The sequence below is a fragment of the Mycoplana azooxidifex genome, from assembly GCF_014196765.1.
GTDB classification, from domain to species: domain Bacteria; phylum Pseudomonadota; class Alphaproteobacteria; order Rhizobiales; family Rhizobiaceae; genus Mycoplana; species Mycoplana azooxidifex.
The window spans coordinates 94,190-112,665 of sequence record NZ_JACIEE010000004.1; the positions used below are offsets into that span (position 1 = coordinate 94,190).

The 18,476-nt window shown below is 64.9% G+C and carries 16 protein-coding genes and 1 tRNA gene; 8 read left to right on the forward strand and 9 right to left on the reverse strand.

Features of this window, described 5'->3' with window-relative positions; genetic code table 11:
* The first annotated feature begins 107 nt into the window (after positions 1-107).
* From GGQ64_RS09775 to GGQ64_RS09785, 3 genes are read left to right on the forward strand one after another with little or no spacing between them, the layout of a single operon-like run.
* Complete coding sequence (locus GGQ64_RS09775; protein ID WP_246422558.1) at positions 108-1,604, forward strand: sensor histidine kinase; 1,497 nt, start codon at positions 108-110, stop codon at positions 1,602-1,604.
* The gene (locus tag GGQ64_RS09780) at positions 1,601-2,038 is read left to right on the forward strand and encodes a response regulator (RefSeq protein ID WP_183802904.1); all 438 of its coding nucleotides are present in this window, start codon (positions 1,601-1,603) and stop codon (positions 2,036-2,038) included. Before GGQ64_RS09775 ends, GGQ64_RS09780 begins: the two co-directional genes overlap by 4 nt.
* The gene (locus tag GGQ64_RS09785) at positions 2,035-3,099 is read left to right on the forward strand and encodes a histidine kinase dimerization/phosphoacceptor domain -containing protein (RefSeq protein ID WP_183802907.1); all 1,065 of its coding nucleotides are present in this window, start codon (positions 2,035-2,037) and stop codon (positions 3,097-3,099) included. Before GGQ64_RS09780 ends, GGQ64_RS09785 begins: the two co-directional genes overlap by 4 nt.
* Positions 3,100-3,140: 41 nt before the next feature.
* Here the strand turns inward: GGQ64_RS09785 and GGQ64_RS09790 are convergent, their stop codons facing one another.
* Positions 3,141-4,337 carry a CobW family GTP-binding protein gene (locus tag GGQ64_RS09790; RefSeq protein ID WP_183802910.1) on the reverse strand — a complete coding sequence of 399 codons (1,197 nt, stop codon included), beginning with the start codon at positions 4,335-4,337 and terminating at the stop codon, positions 3,141-3,143.
* A 135-nt stretch (positions 4,338-4,472) separates the two neighbouring features.
* Positions 4,473-5,567, reverse strand: a complete 1,095-nt coding sequence (locus tag GGQ64_RS09795) for a D-alanyl-D-alanine carboxypeptidase family protein (RefSeq protein ID WP_183804228.1) — start codon at positions 5,565-5,567, stop codon at positions 4,473-4,475.
* 166 nt (positions 5,568-5,733) lie between these two features.
* Here GGQ64_RS09795 and GGQ64_RS09800 point away from each other — a divergent pair, with 166 nt between their 5' ends.
* The gene (locus tag GGQ64_RS09800; RefSeq protein WP_183802913.1) at positions 5,734-6,894 is read left to right on the forward strand and encodes a M20 aminoacylase family protein; all 1,161 of its coding nucleotides are present in this window, start codon (positions 5,734-5,736) and stop codon (positions 6,892-6,894) included.
* Positions 6,895-7,086: 192 nt separating this feature from the next.
* Positions 7,087-7,163: transfer RNA gene (locus tag GGQ64_RS09805), tRNA-Arg, on the forward strand.
* 41 nt (positions 7,164-7,204) lie between these two features.
* Here the strand turns inward: GGQ64_RS09805 and greA are convergent.
* From greA to GGQ64_RS09820, 3 genes are all read right to left on the reverse strand, one after another.
* Positions 7,205-7,690: a transcription elongation factor GreA gene (greA, locus tag GGQ64_RS09810; protein WP_183802916.1), complete on the reverse strand. Its 486-nt coding sequence runs from the start codon at positions 7,688-7,690 to the stop codon at positions 7,205-7,207.
* Between the two features lie 91 nt (positions 7,691-7,781).
* Positions 7,782-8,168 (reverse strand): CAP-Gly domain protein, encoded by a 387-nt coding sequence (locus GGQ64_RS09815; RefSeq protein ID WP_183802919.1) that lies wholly within the window; start codon positions 8,166-8,168, stop codon positions 7,782-7,784.
* Positions 8,169-8,221: 53 nt separating this feature from the next.
* Positions 8,222-8,938, reverse strand: a complete 717-nt coding sequence (locus GGQ64_RS09820) for an META domain-containing protein (RefSeq protein ID WP_183802922.1) — start codon at positions 8,936-8,938, stop codon at positions 8,222-8,224.
* Between the two features lie 183 nt (positions 8,939-9,121).
* Here GGQ64_RS09820 and dxr point away from each other — a divergent pair, with 183 nt between their 5' ends.
* Complete coding sequence (gene dxr / locus GGQ64_RS09825; RefSeq protein ID WP_183802925.1) at positions 9,122-10,315, forward strand: 1-deoxy-D-xylulose-5-phosphate reductoisomerase; 1,194 nt, start codon at positions 9,122-9,124, stop codon at positions 10,313-10,315.
* Between the two features lie 40 nt (positions 10,316-10,355).
* Here the strand turns inward: dxr and hemA are convergent, their stop codons facing one another.
* The 4 genes from hemA to GGQ64_RS09845 form a co-directional block, all read right to left on the reverse strand.
* Positions 10,356-11,570, reverse strand: a complete 1,215-nt coding sequence (hemA, locus tag GGQ64_RS09830; RefSeq protein ID WP_183802927.1) for a 5-aminolevulinate synthase — start codon at positions 11,568-11,570, stop codon at positions 10,356-10,358.
* Positions 11,571-11,815: 245 nt separating this feature from the next.
* Complete coding sequence (locus GGQ64_RS09835; RefSeq protein ID WP_183802930.1) at positions 11,816-12,610, reverse strand: FAD binding domain-containing protein; 795 nt, start codon at positions 12,608-12,610, stop codon at positions 11,816-11,818.
* Positions 12,611-12,622: 12 nt separating this feature from the next.
* Positions 12,623-14,974, reverse strand: a complete 2,352-nt coding sequence (locus tag GGQ64_RS09840) for a xanthine dehydrogenase family protein molybdopterin-binding subunit (protein ID WP_183802933.1) — start codon at positions 14,972-14,974, stop codon at positions 12,623-12,625.
* 124 nt (positions 14,975-15,098) lie between these two features.
* Positions 15,099-15,587 carry a (2Fe-2S)-binding protein gene (locus GGQ64_RS09845; RefSeq protein WP_183802936.1) on the reverse strand — a complete coding sequence of 163 codons (489 nt, stop codon included), beginning with the start codon at positions 15,585-15,587 and terminating at the stop codon, positions 15,099-15,101.
* Positions 15,588-16,016: 429 nt separating this feature from the next.
* On the opposite strand from GGQ64_RS09845, the gene GGQ64_RS09850 reads away from it, so the two are divergent.
* Both GGQ64_RS09850 and GGQ64_RS09855 read left to right on the forward strand, forming a co-directional pair.
* The gene (locus GGQ64_RS09850; protein WP_183802938.1) at positions 16,017-16,268 is read left to right on the forward strand and encodes a glycine zipper domain-containing protein; all 252 of its coding nucleotides are present in this window, start codon (positions 16,017-16,019) and stop codon (positions 16,266-16,268) included.
* A gap of 282 nt (positions 16,269-16,550) precedes the next feature.
* Positions 16,551-18,473, forward strand: a complete 1,923-nt coding sequence (locus tag GGQ64_RS09855; protein ID WP_183802941.1) for an autotransporter assembly complex protein TamA — start codon at positions 16,551-16,553, stop codon at positions 18,471-18,473.
* Positions 18,474-18,476 lie beyond the last annotated feature (3 nt).

Genomic DNA, 18,476 nt, shown 5'->3' on the forward strand with positions numbered 1-18,476 from the left:
CGCGCCGCCCGCCTTGTTCGGGGGCGTGTTAAGCCGCGATTCTGCCTCTTTCGGAACCGACCACGCGTGTGTACATATCGGCACGAAAGAAACACCCCGGAAAGAGCATGACTTCAACAGCCGCCTTCCTGCGTTCAAGCCTCCTGATGCTCGGACTGGGCATCCTCCTGTTGATCGGGATCGTCAGCTATTCGCTCTGGCTCGTCCAGGTGAACCGTGAATACTCGGACGAAACGGCATCCCTTCGCGGTGTCAGAAGCGCCATCGTCGGCCTGCTGGCGACGTCGCAGGACGCCGAGACCGGCCAGCGCGGCTATCTGCTTTCCAAGGACGCTTCCTATCTCGAGCCGTATGACAAGGCGGTCGCCCAACTGCCGGCCCGCTGGAAGGCGCTTCAGGACACTCTCGGCCCTCGCCCTGACTACGCTGTCACGCTCGACGAACTCAAGCTTGCCATCGACGGCAAGATGACGGAACTGTCCAGAGGCGTCGACCTCACCCGGCAGGGCAGGTACGACGAGGCCCTCACCCTGCTTTCCACCGATGCTGGTCTCCGGCTCATGGACCGTATCCGCGAGATCCTCGGCGGAAACCTCGAGCGCACCGACGACCGGCTTAGCGAGATCGTGGACAAGCAACTGTCGGCGGCCGACAGCCTGCAATGGGTCACCATAGGCGGTGCCATCGCGATCCTGGTGGTCGTCGGCGGCGCCATCCTGGTGATATTCCAGCATGTCCGCGATCTCTCCCGTACCCGCGAAGAGGTCATCGCGCTGAATGCCGGACTGGAGGAGCGCGTCAACGAGCGGACCGAGGACCTGATCCGCGCCAACCAGGAGATCCAGCGCTTCGCCTATATCGTCACCCACGACCTGCGCGCGCCGCTGGTCAACATCATGGGCTTTCTCAGCGAACTGGACACGTCCATCAAGGCGGTGTCGACCTACGTGATGTCGGATGAACGGACACCGACCGAAGACGAGATCCGCGAGGCGCGACTGGCGGTTTCAGAGGACTTGCCGGAGGCCATGGGTTTCATCCGCTCCTCGACGAAGAAGATGGATGCGCTGATCAACGCGATCCTGAAGATTTCCCGCGACGGCCGGCGCAAGCTGCAGCCGGAACGGATCGACCTGAAATCCCTGATCGAGGCCAACGCGGCCACGGTGCATCACCAACTGGCCGAGCAGGGCGGCGAGGCGAAGATCGCAGCCGGTTACATCACCAGCATCGTCTCCGATCGCTTCTCGCTGGAACAGATTTTCGGTAACCTCTTCGACAATGCGGTAAAGTACCAGATGCCGGGCCGGCCGCTGAAGTTGAACGTCGATATCCGCCCCGACGGCCCGCGCCGGATCAGGATCGACGTCAGGGACAACGGCCGCGGCATCGGCCAGCAGGATCTCGAGCGGGTGTTCGAATTGTTTCGCCGCGCCGGCGAACAGGACCAGCAGGGCGAAGGCATAGGGCTCGCCCATGTGCGCTCGTTAATAAGGAATTTGGGTGGCGATGTTACTGTCGAGTCCGAGCTCGGCAAGGGCAGTACATTCGTCCTGTCCCTGCCGACGGATCTCACCAGAGTTTTCAGGAGTACGGACCAATGAAGGCGAGTGGACAGGAAGTCATCATCGTCATGATCGAGGACGACGAGGGGCATGCGCGCCTTATCGAAAAGAACATTCGGCGGGCCGGCGTCCACAATGAGATCGTCCCCTTCACCCTCGGCGGCAAGGCGCTGGACTACGTCCTCGGCGAAAGCCGCGACGGACTGGCCAACCGGGATCGCTACCTGCTGGTGCTGCTCGACCTGAACCTGCCCGACATGTCAGGCATCGACATTCTCCAGCAGATCAAGGGCAACGAGCACTCGCACGCCATTCCGGTAGTGGTGCTGACCACCACCGATGACGAGCGCGAGATCCAGAAGTGCTACGATCTCGGCGCCAACGTCTACATCACCAAGCCCGTGGATTACGAGGGCTTCGCCACCGCGATCCGCAACCTGGGCCTCTTCTTCTCGGTGATACAGGTTCCATGACGGCTTCCACGACGGCTTCCACGACGGCCAGCCCGAAGACCCGCGTCCTTTACATCGATGACGATCCGGTCCTCGCCAGGCTCGCAAGCAAGGTGCTGGCGCGCAGCGACTTCGAAGTCGTCCACGCACCGTCCATCCCCGCAGGGCTCCAGTTGTTCGGCAGCGAGGAATTCGCAGCCGTCGTCCTCGACCATCATTTTGAGAACCAGACGGGCCTGGCCTTCCTGGAAGCGGTGGCGGAGCGGACGACGAAGACGCCGATCCTCTACGTGACCGGCTCCAACGACGCGGAAGTCGCGATCAGCGCGCTGAAGGGCGGCGCTGCGGACTATGTGATGAAGTCCGCCACCGACGACTTCTTTCCCCTCCTGGTCAGCGCCCTCGAACAGGCCCTCGAGAACGCGCGCCTGCGCCAGCAGAAGGCGGAGGCCGACCGGCAGCTCGTCATCGCCAAGGAGCGAGCCGAACTGCTGTTGTCGGAGATGAACCACCGCATCGCCAACAGCCTCTCGCTCGTGTCCGCCATGATCCGCATGCAGATGCAGATTTCCAGCAGCGAGGAGACGAAGACGGCGCTGGCGGAGACACAGAGCCGCATCTCGGCGATCGCCGGTGTCCACCGCAGCCTCTATACCTCCGACAATGTCGGCGCGATCGCCCTCAACGAATATCTGAGCACCATCATCGCCGAGTTCCAGAGTTCCGGCGGCTTCTCCTCCGGCGTGATCATCCGCGCCGAGCTTGCCAACGTGCCGACCTCCCCCGACAAGGCGGTATCGCTCGGCGTCATCCTGATCGAGCTTCTGACCAATGCCGCCAAATATGCCTACCCCGACGGGGGCGGCGAGGTTCTCATCCGGCTGCAGGCAAACGGACAGGGCGAACTGATGCTCTCCGTCGAGGACGATGGCATCGGCCATGATCGCGCGCAGGGGCCCAAGGGCACCGGCCTCGGGAAGCGGCTGATCAACGCCATGGCGCTGAACCTCGGCGCCGCCGTCGTCAACGAGCGCGAAGGCAAGACCGCCGGCACCTACGTCGCGGTTGTCTGGAAGGCGTAGCGTTCCTCGATCCCACCCCCTGCCTGAGCGGATTTCACGGATCAGCGCATCCGCAGGCCCGGAACCGCCAGCGGATTGTCCTCCAGCGCCGCGCGGTCGGGCCGATCGATCTGAGGCCTGCCGACGAAGGCATCGAACAGGTCGCGCACGAAGGCTTCCGGCAACCCGTCGGTGATCAGCACCATGCGCGTGCGCCGGTCATCGGGATCCGGCCAGGCGGCAAGGCGCTCGGGCGGATGAAATATGGCCTGCACGCCGTGCAGGATGACCGGCCGGTCGGGATTGTCCGACAGCGCCACGATCGCCTTCATCCGCAAGAGCTTCTCGCCATGGGCCGAGCGCAACAGATCGACGAACATGTCGAGCGCCATCGGATCGATCGGCCTGTCATGGACGATCGAATAGGAGCGGATGGAAGCGCTGTGACGGTTCACGTCATGGGCGTGCTGGTGGAAATGCTCTGCTCCGCCGTGCCCCTCATGCCCATGAGCGTCATGCCCGTGACCATCATGCTCGTGATCGTGGTGGTTATGGTGATCGTGATGCGCGTGCGCATCGTGTCGCGCCTCGTCGTTCAGCCAGCGGCCGACATCGGCGACCTTCGTCTGCGGGTCGTAGAGGCCGCAGGCGAGAAGCGAGGGTTCGGTCTTCTGCGGATCGTCCGCCTCGATCACCGCCGCGCGCGGGTTGAGATCCAGCAACGCCTTCTTCAGGGCCGCCAGCGCTGCTTCGTCCGCCATCGCCGCCTTGGTCAGCACCAGACGGTCGGCAACGGCGGCCTGCTTGACGGATTCAGGATGGCCGGCAAGCGTCGAAAGCCCGTTCACCGCATCCACCAGCGTGATGACCCCGTCGAGACGGAAGGAATGCGAAAGCACCGGGTTGCCGATCACCGCCTGGATCACCGGCGCGGGGTCGGCCAGACCCGTCGTCTCGATCACCACCCGCTTCAGCGGCCTGATCTTGCCGGTCTGCATGCGGTCCATCAGGTCGGCCAGCGTATCGACGAGTTCGCCGCGGACGGTGCAGCAGAGGCAGCCGTCGGCAAGCTCGATGACACCGTCGCCCGAGCGCTCGACGAGGAGGTGATCGATCCCCACCTCGCCAAACTCGTTGATGATCACGGCCGTGTCCGTCAGGTCCGGATGCTTCAGCAGCCGGTTCAGCAGCGTCGTCTTTCCCGCGCCGAGAAAGCCGGTCAGGATCGAGACCGGCACGGTGCGATCGGCTGCGGACATGGACAATTCCTGTTCCTGGAAGGTCGGATTTACTAAAGCATGTCGCACAAAAGTGTGCAGCGGTTTTGTGACGACGACATGCGCAAAATCAAAGGTCTAAAGCGCGGGAGCGAATCTGAAAGATCGTGACGTGCTTTAGAAGGTCGGGCGCGGAACCGGGATCGGAATGTTTCCGCCGTCGCCGATGTCCACCGTCGCCGTCTCGGTGGCACCGGCTTTTGCAGCCCCGCCCGCGATCAGGCCGGCGAAGACATAGCGCGGCGGCCGGTTCATCTCGTGGATATGGGGGGAAAGCAGCTTCTGGCGGCCCGCCTCGTCGCGGCCCTCGCTGCGCACCTTGGCGGCATGCTGGCTGCAGATCTCCTTGGAGATGTCGGCGACCGTGGTGGTGTCTCCATAGGGCGCTAGGCTGCCGAGCGTCGGTCCGCCGCCGCGTTCCGTCAGCCCCTTCTGCAGCATCGTCGCCGATTCGTCCGCGCGCGCGCCGAGGCTCTGCTCGCCGAGAACGACGGAGACCACGGTGCGGCCGCCGCGGGTGGCCGAAGAAACCTGGTTGAAACCGGAGGCGCAGATGAAGCCTGTCTTCATGCCGTCGGCGCCGTCGAAACGGCCGATCAGCATGTTGTAGTTCGGATATTGCTTCTTGCCGGTGGTGAAGCCTTCCAGCGAGAAATAGGAGGCGTACTGCGGAAATTCGCGCTTGAGCATCACTGCCAGCACGGCGAGGTCACGCGCCGTCGTATACTGTCCCTTGCCGGGCAGCCCGTGCGGATTGATGAAATGCGACGAGTTCATGCCGATGCGCGCGGCTTCTGCGTTCATCCGCCCGATGAAGGCCTGTTCGGACCCCCCGACGGCTTCGCCGACGGCCACCGCCACGTCGTTTGCCGACTTGACCAGCATGATCTTCAGCGCGCTGTCGAGCGTCATCGCCTGGCCCGGCTTGTAGTACATCTTGCTCGGCGGCTCGGCGGCGGCGTTCTTGGTCATCACCACCGGCGTGTCGAGCGTCACCTCACCGGCCTTGATCGCCCGAAACACGGTATAGGCCGTCATCAGCTTGGTCAGCGAGGCGGGATACCACTTGCGGAAGGCGTCCCTGTGCTCGATCACCTTCAGCGTGTTGACGTCGACGAGCAGGCGCGGACCGCTGTCGGCGAGCGCCGCATTCGCCAGCAAGGTGGCCGCGAGCACGGTGGCTGCTCCAATGCGTGCCGTCGCGCGGCGCATGAACCGTCCAGTCTTCTGCAAGGGCCTGTTCCTCGGAAATTCGGGAGTTGTCTCGTTCGCTCCGCCTATTTAGCCTATATGGCATGCTGATGGCAAAGCCCCACGGCGAATCGAGGGTCGATTTTTCGCCCTCGCCCTCTCGCCCAGACAGAGACAGGAACGTCGCATGCCCGTTTTGAACCGCGCCGCAGAACTTCAGGACGAGATCGCCGGTTGGCGCCGGCAGATCCACCAGCATCCCGAGACGATGTTCGCCGTGGAAAAGACCGCGGCCTTCGTCGCCGACAAGCTCAAGGCGTTCGGCGTCGACGAAATCGTGACCGGCCTCGGCCGCACCGGCGTGGTCGGGCTGATCAAGGGCAAAGGCCCCGGCCATACGATCGGCCTGCGCGCCGACATGGACGCGCTGCCGATCAACGAGGAATCCGGCAAGCCCTGGGCCTCCACCGTGGCCGGCAAGATGCACGCCTGCGGCCACGACGGCCACACCGCCATGCTGCTCGGGGCGGCGAAGTACCTGGCCGAGACGCGCAACTTCGCAGGCAGCGTCGCCGTCATCTTCCAGCCGGCCGAGGAGGGCGGCGGCGGCGGACGCGAGATGGTCCGGGACGGCATGATGGACCGCTTCGGCATCACGGAAGTCTACGGCATGCACAACATGCCGGGCATGCCGGTCGGCCAGTTCGGCACGCGCATCGGCGCGATCATGGCGGCGACCGACGAGTTCGACATCCATATCAAGGGCCGTGGCGGCCACGCCGCCCAGCCGCACCGCACCACCGACACCATCGTGCTCGGCTCGCAGATCGTCGGCGCCCTGCAGACGATCGTGGCGCGCAACACCGACCCGATCGCCTCGCTCGTCGTCTCGGTGACGAAGTTCAACGCCGGCTTTGCCTATAACGTCATCCCGGAGACGGCGACCTTGTCGGGCACCGTGCGCACGCTCAGCCCGGCCGTGCGAGAAGAGGCCGAGGCCCGCATCCGCCAGCTTTGCGCCGGCCTCGCCGCCGCCCACGGCGCCGAGATCACCGTGCGCTACCAGCGCAACTACCCCGTCGTCGTCAACCATGCGGCCGAGACCGGCCATGCGGTGGCCGTCGCCGAGGAGATCGCCGGCAAGGGCAAGGTCGATGCGGCGATCGACCCGATGATGGGCGGCGAGGACTTCGCCTACATGCTCGAAGCCCGCCCCGGCGCCTTCGTCTTCATGGGCAACGGCGACACCGCCGGCCTCCACCACCCGGCCTACGACTTCAACGACGACGCCATCCCCCACGGCGTCAGCTACTGGGTGAAGCTGGCCGAGACCCGGCTTCCGGCCTGACGCGAAGAACCGGGCGGCGCCGGGCAGGTCACGCGACGGGCCCCGGCCGCCGCCCTCTCCCCATGCCCGCATGCGCCCCGCCAGGACATGACGGCATCGCCAGGCCAGCTTGCGCCCTCGTCGAAATAGCGTCTTGCCACGCACCAAAATCACTTGGCTTCAAGCCCGGGCTTTTGTATGGGTTCTGTCAGTGGTCCCGTAGCTCAGCAGGATAGAGCACCAGATTCCTAATCTGGGGGTCCCGCGTTCGAATCGCGGCGGGATCACCATTCAAAACCCGCGTCGCTTCATTGGACCCCGACAATCCCTCTCAGAAGGAGATGGCGACGATTTCGAGCTCGTGCTCGCCGATGCTGACGACGTCTCCGACACTCCTGCCGGCGAGGCCCCTGGCGACGGGGGAGACGTAGGAAATCGATCCGGCCTTGGGATCGGCTTCGTCCTCGCCGACGATCCGGTAGGTCTGCCCCCGCCCATTGTCGCGCACGAAGGTGACCGTGCTGCCGAAGGCGACGGTTTCGCTCGAGGCCGGAGGAGGGACGAGCTGGGCCGTGCGCACCCGTTCCCGGAGATAGCGCAGGTCGCGCAAGGGGCCGGCCGCCTGCCGGCGCCGCTCGTTGACGTCTTCGATGGCGCCGGCCGCATCATAGGCGGCGCGCGCCTCCTGCAATTGCAACTCGAGGGCCTTCAGTCCCGCTTCCGTCGCAAGGTTCGGGTGCGGCGAGACCGGGCGGTCGGGAAGCAAGGTTTCCGAAGCAGTTTCGGCGCTTTCTTCCTTGACGAAGGCGACGCTCATGGCGAGACCCCGCGAAAACGCGGTGCGCCCGCAAAGCCCATCGGGCAAGCGGTGGCGCGAAGGCTTGCTGCCTTTGATGCGGCGCTCCCCATCAGACCTTCTCCTCCTCGCGCTCCTTCTCCGGCGTCGTCACCTTCGGCTTCGGCTTCACCGACGGCACCATCGAGGGCCTTGCCTCCTTCTTCGGCGCGGGCGCCTTGATGCCGAGCATGGACTTGATGCGGTCGGAGACGAGCGGGCGGAAGCGGGTGGCGCGGAAAGGCATGTCGGCGGCGCCATAGCCTTCCGGGCCGTCGTCGTTGCCGCGGTTGAGTTCCATCAGCTTGATGCCGTAGAAGTCGCCGTCGACATAGTGGCGGTAGTGGCCGGCCCAGCGCACCGTGTAGATCTGGCCCTTGCGGATGCCCTGGTCGATCGAGATGTTCTTGAAACGGTCGTCGATGCAGACGACCTTCTGGCCGACGTGGAATGTAACCATGGCTCTCTCCGCATAAGTTGGCCGCGTCGGAGGCGGCAGGCCCGATGCCGTCGTCAGGGCGCCTTGCGGCAGGTGATGCCGGTCGCGTCCTCGCCCTTGGTCAGGTCCCTCAGCGTCCCCTCGTCACCCTTCGTCCACCATTCGAACTGGCCGCCGGCATAGCGCGCGCCGGAGCCCGACAGGACGCTGCTGGCGATCACGAAGTTTTCACCGAAGGTGAGGATGGCGAGTGAGACGGATTCGGCGTTGACGTAGTCCGCCTTCAGCTTCAGGTCGCCGTCGCAATTGTAGGAAACGGTCTGTCGGTCGACCGAGATCGTGTTCGGCACCTGCAGGACGATGTCGGTGGTGTTCTTCAGTTGAACCAGCCGCATCGCGTGCCCGCCGTCCTTGTCGGCAAGATGCAGGAGGCCGTTCTCCAACCGCCACGAGCGCACCGTGCCGAGCGCGTCGAAGAACTTCTGCTCCTGGTCCATGACGGCCGGCGCGCACATCTTGCGGGTTGCCGCCGCCGGCGCGAAGCTCACCGTGCCGTCCGCCTCGAACTTCAGGTTCCCGCGATAGGTGTTGCAGCCGCCGTTGCCGCCGTAGGAGCCGTCGGTGCGGATCTCCAGCGTGGTCTGCAGGTTATCGATGACGCCCTTGCCGTTGAGGTCTTCCACGACCCAGGTCGCGCTCAGGCCCTGCGGCAGCGCATCGGCGGCAAGACCGGCCGAGGCGGAACCGAGGGACAGCAGCAAAGCCGCCAGCGCATTCAAAGATAACCGCACGGGCATCCTCCAAAAAGTGTCTAAGGCGAACGGATCGCCAACGGCGACGTTATGGCCGCTCCGATGAAAACGTCAAGCGCCGCGCGCAAAGCGCAACCGCCCGCGCACGCATCAACACCTTGTTGCGCGCGTCAATCGGCTGTAGAGCCTCATCAAGACAATAAAAAGATCGCGGAACAAATCATGGCACCCAGCGAGGCGAACAGACGCCGCGTCACGATCCTTGGCTCCACCGGTTCGATCGGTACCAGTACGCTCGACGTGATCGAACAGCTCGGCGGCCGCGACGCCTTCGAGGTGGCGGCCCTGACCGGCAGCGGCAATATCGCGCTCCTGGCCGAACAGGCGAGAAAGTTCGGCGCCGGCCTCGCGGTGACCGCCGATGAAGGCCGCTACGAGGAATTGAAGCAGGCCCTGGCAGGCACCGGCATCGCCGTCGGCGCCGGCCGCAGCGCGCTGATGGAGGCCGCAGCTGTACCTTCAGATTGGGTGATGGCGGCGATCGTCGGAACCGCCGGCCTCGGCCCCACTTTGGCCGCTGCACGGCGCGGCGCCGATATCGCGCTTGCCAACAAGGAATGCCTCGTCACCGCCGGCGATCTCTTCGTCCAGGCGGTGGCCGCCGGCGGCGGCCGCCTGATCCCGGTCGACAGCGAGCACAGCGCCATCTTCCAGGCACTCGAGGACGACCAGCGCCACGCCGTCGAACGGATCGTGCTGACGGCCTCCGGCGGCCCGTTCCGCACCTGGTCGCGCGAGCAGATGGCCGGCGTCACCGCCGCCGTCGCCCGGGCTCATCCCAACTGGTCGATGGGCCTGAAGGTGTCGATCGGCAGCGCCTCGATGTTCAACAAGGCGCTGGAGATGATCGAGGCCAAACATCTCTTCGACGTCCGGCCCGACCAGATCGAGGTGATCGTCCACCCCCAGTCGATCGTCCATTCGATGGTCGGCTACCGGGATGGCTCGGTGCTGGCGCAACTCGGCTGCCCGGACATGCGCACCGCGATCGGCTATGCGCTGACCTATCCAGACCGGCCGGAATTGAACGTCGAACGGCTCGATTTCGCAAAGCTCGCCCGGCTCGACTTCGAGGCACCGGACGAGGTTCGCTTCCCGGCGCTGCGGCTGGCCCGCACCGCGCTCGAGCGTGGCGGCATCCAGAGCGCCGTGATGAACGCGGCCGAGGAGACGGCCTTCCACGCCTTCTGCGACGGCCGCATCGGCTTCCTCAACATGGCCGACATCGCCGAACAGGTGATGGACGACATGACGGGTTTCGGGCCCGCCCTGACCATGGACGAGGTCTTTGCCGCGGACGCGGAAGCCCGCCGCCGCGCCGCCGAGATCGTCGCGAAAAAGGAAATGGCCGCGTAAGCCGCGGCCATCGCAATCTTCCGGATGATCTGGGCTGGCCTTACGCCACCGCCCGCGCCAATGCGCAGCGCGACCACAGCGAATGCAGCGCGCCGACCAGGTGGTCTATGTCGGCATCCGAATGCAGCGGCGTCGGCGTGATGCGCAGGCGCTCGGTCTTCTTCGGCACCGTCGGATAATTGATCGGCTGCACGTAGATGCCGAAATTGTCGAGCAGCAGGTCCGAGATCCACTTGCACTTGGCGGCATCGCCGACCACCACCGGCACGATATGGCTCGGGTTCGGCATATGCGGAATGCCGTTTCGGTCGAGCAGCGAGCGCAGCCGGCGCACGCGCTCCTGATGGGCGAGGCGCTCCTGCTGGCTTTCCTTCAGGTGACGGATCGAGGCGAGCGCACCGGCGGCAAGCGTCGGCGGCAGCGCCGTCGTGAAGATGAAGCCAGAGGCAAAGGAGCGGATGAAGTCGCAGAGCGCCGTAGAGGCGGTGATATAGCCGCCCATGACGCCGAAGGCCTTGCCGAGCGTGCCTTCGATTACCGTCAGGCGGTGCATCAGCCCTTCGCGCTCGGCGATGCCGCCGCCACGCGGGCCGTACATGCCGACCGCGTGCACTTCATCGAGATAGGTCATGGCGCCGTATTTGTCGGCGAGATCGCAGATTTCCTTGATCGGCGCGATGTCGCCATCCATCGAGTAGACCGATTCGAAGGCGATGATCTTCGGCGCCTTGGGGTCGGCTGCGGCAAGCTTCGCTTCCAGGTCCTTCAGGTCGTTGTGCTTCCAGATCGCCCGCTCGCACTTCGAATGCCGGATGCCTTCGATCATGGAGGCGTGGTTGCCGGCATCGGAGAACATGACGATGCCGGGGATCCTGGAACAGAGCGTACCGAGCGCCGCCCAGTTGGAGACGTAGCCGGAGGTGAACAGGAGTGCTGCCTCCTTGCCGTGCAGGTCGGCGAGCTCGCGCTCGAGGAGAACGTGATAGTGGTTCGTGCCCGAGATGTTGCGGGTGCCGCCAGCACCCCCGCCACACTGGTCGATCGCGAGCTTCATCGCCTCGGTGACCTTCGGATGCTGTCCCATGCCGAGGTAGTCGTTGGAGCACCAGACCGTGACTTCCTGCGTGCCCGAATCGGTGTAGCGCGTCGCCTTGGGAAACCCGCCGCTATGCCGCTCCAGTTCTGCAAAGACGCGATAGCGGCCTTCCTGGTGCAGCCCGTCCAACTCGTTTTTGAAGAAAGCCTCAAAGTCCATCACTGTCTCCAGACCGGTTCCCCGGCATGTCCAGGCGAGATACCGCCCGCTTCACCTTCGACGTACACCCCGAAGGCCACTGCCCGCAACGCAAAGGCACTGCGGCAAAACCGCGCCTACCTTTGAAACATTCCAAGATAGGTTACAATGGCAGAAACCATTCTTGCTTGATGCATGTCAAGTATAAGCAAGGAGAGGACGGCCCGGGCCGTCCTCGATTTGTCGTCGGCCGGAACCGATGGCCCTCAGGCGGCCGCAACCGCCCGCCGGGCCATCACGGTGACGAGGTTGGCCCGATACTCCGCGCTTCCATGGATGTCCGACAGAAGGTCGGACGGATCGGTGGTTACGCTGGCAATCGCCTGCGGTGAAAAGTCGCTCGCGAGCGCGGCCTCCATGGCGGCGTGGCGGAATACGCCGTCGGCGCCTGCGCCGGTCACGCCGACCCGCACGCCATCCGTCCCCTTGGCCACGAAGACCCCCGTCATGGCATAGCGCGACGCCGGGTTCGGGAACTTGCAGTAACCGGCCCTCTCCGGTGGCCTGAAGGTCACGGCGACCACGATCTCGTCGTCCGCGAGTGCTGTTTCGAACAGGCCGGTGAAGAAATCGTCCGCGGCGATCTCGCGCCTGTCGGTCACGATCGTGGCTGCGAGCGCCAGCATGGCCGAGGGATAGTCGGCGGCCGGATCGTTGTTGGCGATGGAGCCCCCGATCGTGCCCATGTGGCGCACGTGCGGATCGCCGATCAGCGAGGCGAGATGGGCGAGCGCCGGGCAGGCCGCCTTGATGTCGGAAGACTGCGCGACCTCGGCATGGGTCGTCGCTGCGCCGATGCGCACGCTACCGCCCGAGACAGTGATCCCCTTCATCTCCGCGATGTGCCGGAGATCGACGAGGTCCGAGGGCGCCGCCAGCCTCTGCTTCATCGTCGGGATCAGCGTCATCCCGCCCGAGACGTACTTGCTCTCGTCCGATGCCCCCTTGAGATGGACGGCGTCTGCGACCGAGGATGCGCGATGGTAGTTGGTTGCATACATGTCCGTTCTCCCTCACTGCGCCGCATGCACCGCCGCCCACACCTTCTGGGGCGTGGCCGGCATGGTCAGGTCGTTGTTGCCGATCGCATCCGTGATCGCGTTCATCAGCGCCGGCGGCGAACCGATGGCGCCCGCCTCGCCGCAGCCCTTGATCCCGAGCGGATTGCCGGGACAGGGCGTGTTCTGGTGCGAAACCTTGAACGACGGCAGGTCGTCGGCACGCGGCATCGCATAATCCATGTAGCTGGCGGTCAGGAGCTGGCCCGTCTGCGGATCGTAGTGCACGGCCTCCAGCAGCGCCTGGCCGATACCCTGGGCGATGCCGCCATGGACCTGCCCCTCGACGATCATCGGATTGATGATGTTGCCGAAGTCGTCGGCGGCGACGAACTGGACAATCTCGGTCTTGCCGGTTTCCGGATCGATCTCGACCTCGCAGATGTAGCACCCGGCCGGGAAGGTGAAGTTCGACGGATCGTAGAACGCCCCCTCCTTCAGACCCGGCTCCATGCCGGCCGGAAGGTTGTGGGCGGTATAGGCGGCCAGCGCCACCTGGAACCACGGCACCGTCTTGTCAGTGCCGGCGACCTTCGCCTCGCCGTTCTCGATGACGATGTCGCTTTCGTCGGCCTCCATCAGGTGGGCCGCGATCTTCTTCGCCTTGACCTCGACCTTGTCGAGCGCCTTGACGATCGCCGACATGCCGACGGCGCCCGAGCGCGAGCCGTAGGTGCCCATGCCCATCTGCACCTTGTCGGTATCGCCGTGGACGATCGAGACACTATCGATCGGCACGCCGAAGCGGTCGGCGACAAGCTGGGCGAAGGTGGTCTCGTGGCCCTGGCCGTGGCTGTGCGAGCCGGTCAGCACCTCGATCGTGCCGACGGCGTTCACCCGGACCTCCGCCGATTCCCACAGGCCGACGCCCGCGCCGAGCGAACCGACCGCAGCCGACGGCGCGATGCCGCAGGCCTCGATGTAGCAGCTCATGCCGATGCCGCGCTTCTTGCCGCGCCCTTCGGCCTCGGCCTTGCGCGCGTCAAAACCCGCCCAGTCGGCTTCCTTCATCGCCGCCTCCAGCGAGGCCTCGTAGTCGCCGGCGTCGTAGTTCATGATTACCGGCGTCTGGTGGGGGAAGGAGCGGATGAAGTTCTTGCGCCGCAACTCCGCCGGTGAGACGCCGAGCTCCCGCGCCGCCGTTTCGATCGTGCGCTCCAATAGGTAGGTCGCCTCCGGCCGCCCCGCACCGCGATAGGCGTCCACCGGTGCGGTATTCGTGTACACCGCCCGGACATTGGCATGGATCGCCGGGATGTCGTACTGGCCGGAGAGCAGCGTCGCATAGAGATAGGTTGGCACGGACGACGAGAACAGCGACATGTAGGCGCCGAAATTGGCGATGGTGTCGACCTTCAGCGCCGTGATGCGGTTGTCGCTGTCGAACGCCATCTTCACGGTCGACAAGTGGTCGCGGCCGTGCGCGTCGGTCAGGAAAGCCTCGGTGCGGTCAGACGTCCACTTCACCGGCACGCCGGTGCGTTTGGAGGCCCACAGACAGACGATCTCTTCCGGATAGATGAAGATCTTGGAGCCGAAGCCGCCGCCGACGTCCGGGGCAATCACACGAAGCTTGTTCTCCGGCGCGACATTGTAGAACGCGCTCATCACCAGCCGCGCCACGTGCGGGTTCTGGCTGGTGGTGTAGCAGGTGTAGTGGTCCTCCGCGCCGTCATAGATGCCGAGGGCCGCACGCGGCTCCATCGGGTTTGGCGACAGCCGGTTGTTGACAATCGTCATCTCGGTGACGTGGGCGGCCGCAGCGATCGCCGCGTCGGTCTCGGCCACGTCGGTTCCGATGGCCCAGTCGTAGATAAGATTGCCGCCGGCCTCGGGATGGATCTGCGGCTGGCCGCCCGTGAGCGCCGTCGCCGCCTCGGTCACCGCCGGCAGTTCCTCGTAGTCGACCACGACGGCCTCGGCCGCGTCGCGTGCCTCATCGATACTGTCGGCAACCACGACTGCCACGGCATCGCCGACATAGCGCACGGTCTCGTGCGCGAGCGGCCGCCAGGCGCCCATCTTCATCGGGCTGCCGTCCTTGGAATGGATCATCCAGCCGCAGATCAGGTTGCCGATCCCGTCGTCGAGCATCTGCTGGCCGTTCAGCACGCCGATGACGCCCGGCATTCCCTCCGCCGTCGAACCGTCGACGCTCTTGATCTTCGCATGCGCATGCGGCGAGCGCACGAACGCCGCATACTTCATGCCCGGAACGACCATGTCGTCGGTATACCGGCCCTTGCCGGTCAGAAACCGCTTGTCTTCCTTGCGCTCCACGCGTGCGCCAATGCCTTCAACGCCCATCAGTCATCTCCTCCCGAGAGAATAGCGAACGGCCAATAGCGAACAGGATCAAGCAGGCAGTACGGTGCGCAGAATGCGCATTTCCAACCATTCGCTGCTCGCAATTCGCAATTCGCCCCCTGAATCATTCCGCGGCCTGCCGCCCCGCGCTCATGTCCGAAGCGGCGGCGAGGATGGCCTTGACGATGTTGTGGTAGCCCGTGCAGCGACAGATATTGCCTTCGAGATTTTCCCGGACCGTCTTCTCGTCGAGACTGCCGCCGTAGCGGTTGATCATGTCGACCGCGGTCATCACCATGCCGGGCGTGCAGAAGCCGCACTGCAGGCCGTGGTTGGCCTTGAAGGCCGCCTGCACCGGATGCAGTTCGCCGCCCTGGGCAAGGCCTTCGATCGTCGTGATGGAGGATCCGGCGGCCTGGACCGCCAGGGTGGAACAGCTCTTGATCGACTTGCCGTCCATGTGCACGACACAGGCGCCGCATTGGGACGTGTCGCAGCCCACATGCGTGCCCGTCAGGCCGAGCCTGTCGCGAATGAAATGGACGAGCAGCGTGCGTTCCTCGACATCACCGCTCACCTGACGGCCGTTGACCGTCATCGTAACCTTCGTCATGCGCTTCCTCCCTCGTGACATGGCACGCGTGAGGCACTCCGGATCCGAAAGCGGCTTTTGCGGCGAGTTCGAGTACCCGAAACACCTGCAGATTTCCTCCTGCTGCGAGCCGAACCTCCGAACGGCCTTGACATGCGACGACCCTCGGCATCACAGCCAGGCAGCGAACGCATCATTCGACGTTTTCAATTTGTGATCAACCGCTTCTTTTCCCCTTCAGCGAAATCTGTCGCAAAATTGAATCACGACGGAACACCGGCGAGCTTTATTCACGAGCCAAAAAAATACTTTAAACCCATAGACTTCCCCATTTTCCGCCTTATTGTTCGCAATTGTGACATTGCCTACGGGACAAACCGGCGGGGCTGGTTTCAAAAGACGTGCGACAGCGGCGGCATGCGTGTCCCGCTCAACCCTGGAGAGATATTGATGAAGAAAGCCATTGCGCTCGTGCTGGTCGGCCTTGCGGTCGCCAGTTGCACGCAGACGGAGAAAGGTGCCGGCATCGGCGCGGCGACCGGTGCGATCATCGGCGGCGCGGTTACCGGCAACGTCCGCGGCGCGGCCGTCGGCGCAGCCATCGGCGGCGTCAGCGGTGCCCTGATCGGCCACGTCGCCGATCAGCCGGGCCAGTGCTACTACCGCGATCGCTACGGCCGCCGCTACATCGACGCTTGCTGATCCGAAACGGAACACGGCAACGCACCTTGAGCAAGACCCCGGCCTCGTCCGGGGTCTTTTGCATGGATGCAACGGTCGCGACCGAAATCCGCAAGACGCTTCAATTTTTCCCGCTCCCGGGCTAGAACCGTCGTTAATCTTAGGGAAATGCTAACGGGCTAGAGTCAATTCGAGCCTGGGTGGCCTGTCAGACCGTCGATCGGACTGCAAGTGCCGCACAATCCGGGGAAAGGACGCCGTGAGGCGGACAGGCTCCGGAAAGGGAAGAGGCAGCAACAGCGGATGCGGCAGCGTATCGACCGGCCGAGATTGGGTATTGCGTTCTTGCGGGCTGGAACAAGTCTTGCGCTTGCGTCAACGCTTGCAATCCTGCCGCTCGCCGTCGAGCCGGCATTCGCCTTCAAGCTCTTCGGCATGCGCTTCTTCGAGAGCGACGAGGAAGAGCCGGAAGTCATCGACCCGATCAACTATACCCTCACCTTCGACGCCGGCACGGACGATGACGAACTGAAGGACGTGATCGAGGCGGCAGCCCTGCTCAAGCAGGACGAAGGCGAACCCGTCTCCGGCGACCTCGGCCTCCTGATCAAGGCGCGCGACGACCGCGACCGCATTCTCGCCGCGCTCTATGAGAAGGCCCGCTACGGCGGCGTGGTGGACATCCGCATCGGCGGAACGCCGATCGATTCTCTTCCGCCCGACCCCGCGTTCCCGTCCGGTGCGGTGCCCGTCAACGTGACCGTACATCCCGGCCCCGCCTTCACATTCGATTCCGTGACTATGAAAGGCGACGCCGCCGGCCGCACGCCGGCCGACTATGGCCTCGTCCGCGGCGCCCGCGCCGATTCGACCGTCATCATCGCCGCCGGCGAGCGGGTGGTGGCGAACCTGAAGGCCGAGAGCCGTCCCCTGGCCAGGCTGACGGACCGGCAGGCGATCGCCGACCACAAGACGAATACGGTCGACGTCATCATTGCCGCCGAAGGCGGGCCGGTCGCCGATGTCGGCGCGGTCGGCGTCACCGGGACGAAGGACGTGGATGCCGGCTTCGTCAAATACTATTCGCGGATCAACGCCGGCCAGCCCTACTCGCCCGAGCGCCTGTCCAAGGCGGCCGACCGGCTGCGGCAGCTCGGCGTCTTCTCCAGCGTGACGATCAAGGAGGCCGAAAAGCTGGCGCCCGACGGGTCGCTGCCGATGACGATCGAGGTCTCCGAAGGCAAGATGCGTTATTTCGGCGCGGGCGCGCAGTTCTCCACGCTCGACGGCTTCGGCCTCCAGGGCTACTGGGGCCATCGCAATCTGTTCGGCAGGGCCGAATCGCTGCGCATCGAGGGTTCCATCAACGGGATCGGCGAAGGCAACGGCATCGACGACATCGGCTATTCGCTCGGCCTGCTCTTCGCCAAGCCAGGCGCCTTCGGCCCCGCGTCCACCTTCACGGCCAGCATCAAGGCGGCGATCGACGATACCGACGCCTACTACGCCACGACCGGGACGCTCGCCGTCGGGGCGACGTTCGAACTCAGCGACTACGACACGGTGTCGGGCAGTGCCGAGGTTGCCGCCATGCAGGTGGACGATCCCTTCGGCGACAACTTCTACCTGACGACGGCCATTCCGCTCGAATATGTCCGCGACACGCGCGACAACAAGCTCAACCCGACCACCGGCTACCGGGCGATGATCAATGCCAAGCCGACCTACGAATTCGAGCGCAGCACCTTCTTCTCGAGCTTCGAGACATCCGGCTCGATCTACCGGTCGCTCGGAGCGGAGGATCGCGTGATTCTCGCCGGCAGGCTCGGCGCAGGCACGATCATAGGCGCACCGACGCTCTCCGATATCCCGGCGCCACGCCGCTTCTATCTCGGCGGCGGTGGCACGGTCCGCGGCTACGGCTACCAGGACATCTCCCCGCGCAACGACGACAACGAACTGCTCGGCGGCCGCTCCTATGTCGTCGCCTCGGCCGAGGTCCGCGTCAACGTGACGGAGACGATCGGCGTCGTCCCCTTCATCGACGTCGGTACGGTCTCGCGCGACGAACTGCCGGATTTCAGTGACATCCGCGCCGGCGCCGGCATCGGCCTGCGCTATGGCACGCCGTTCGGGCCGATCCGCCTGGATGTTGCCGTGCCGTTGAACCCCTACGAGGGTGGCGATTCGTTCGGCATCTATGCCGGCATCGGCCAGGCCTTCTGAGCA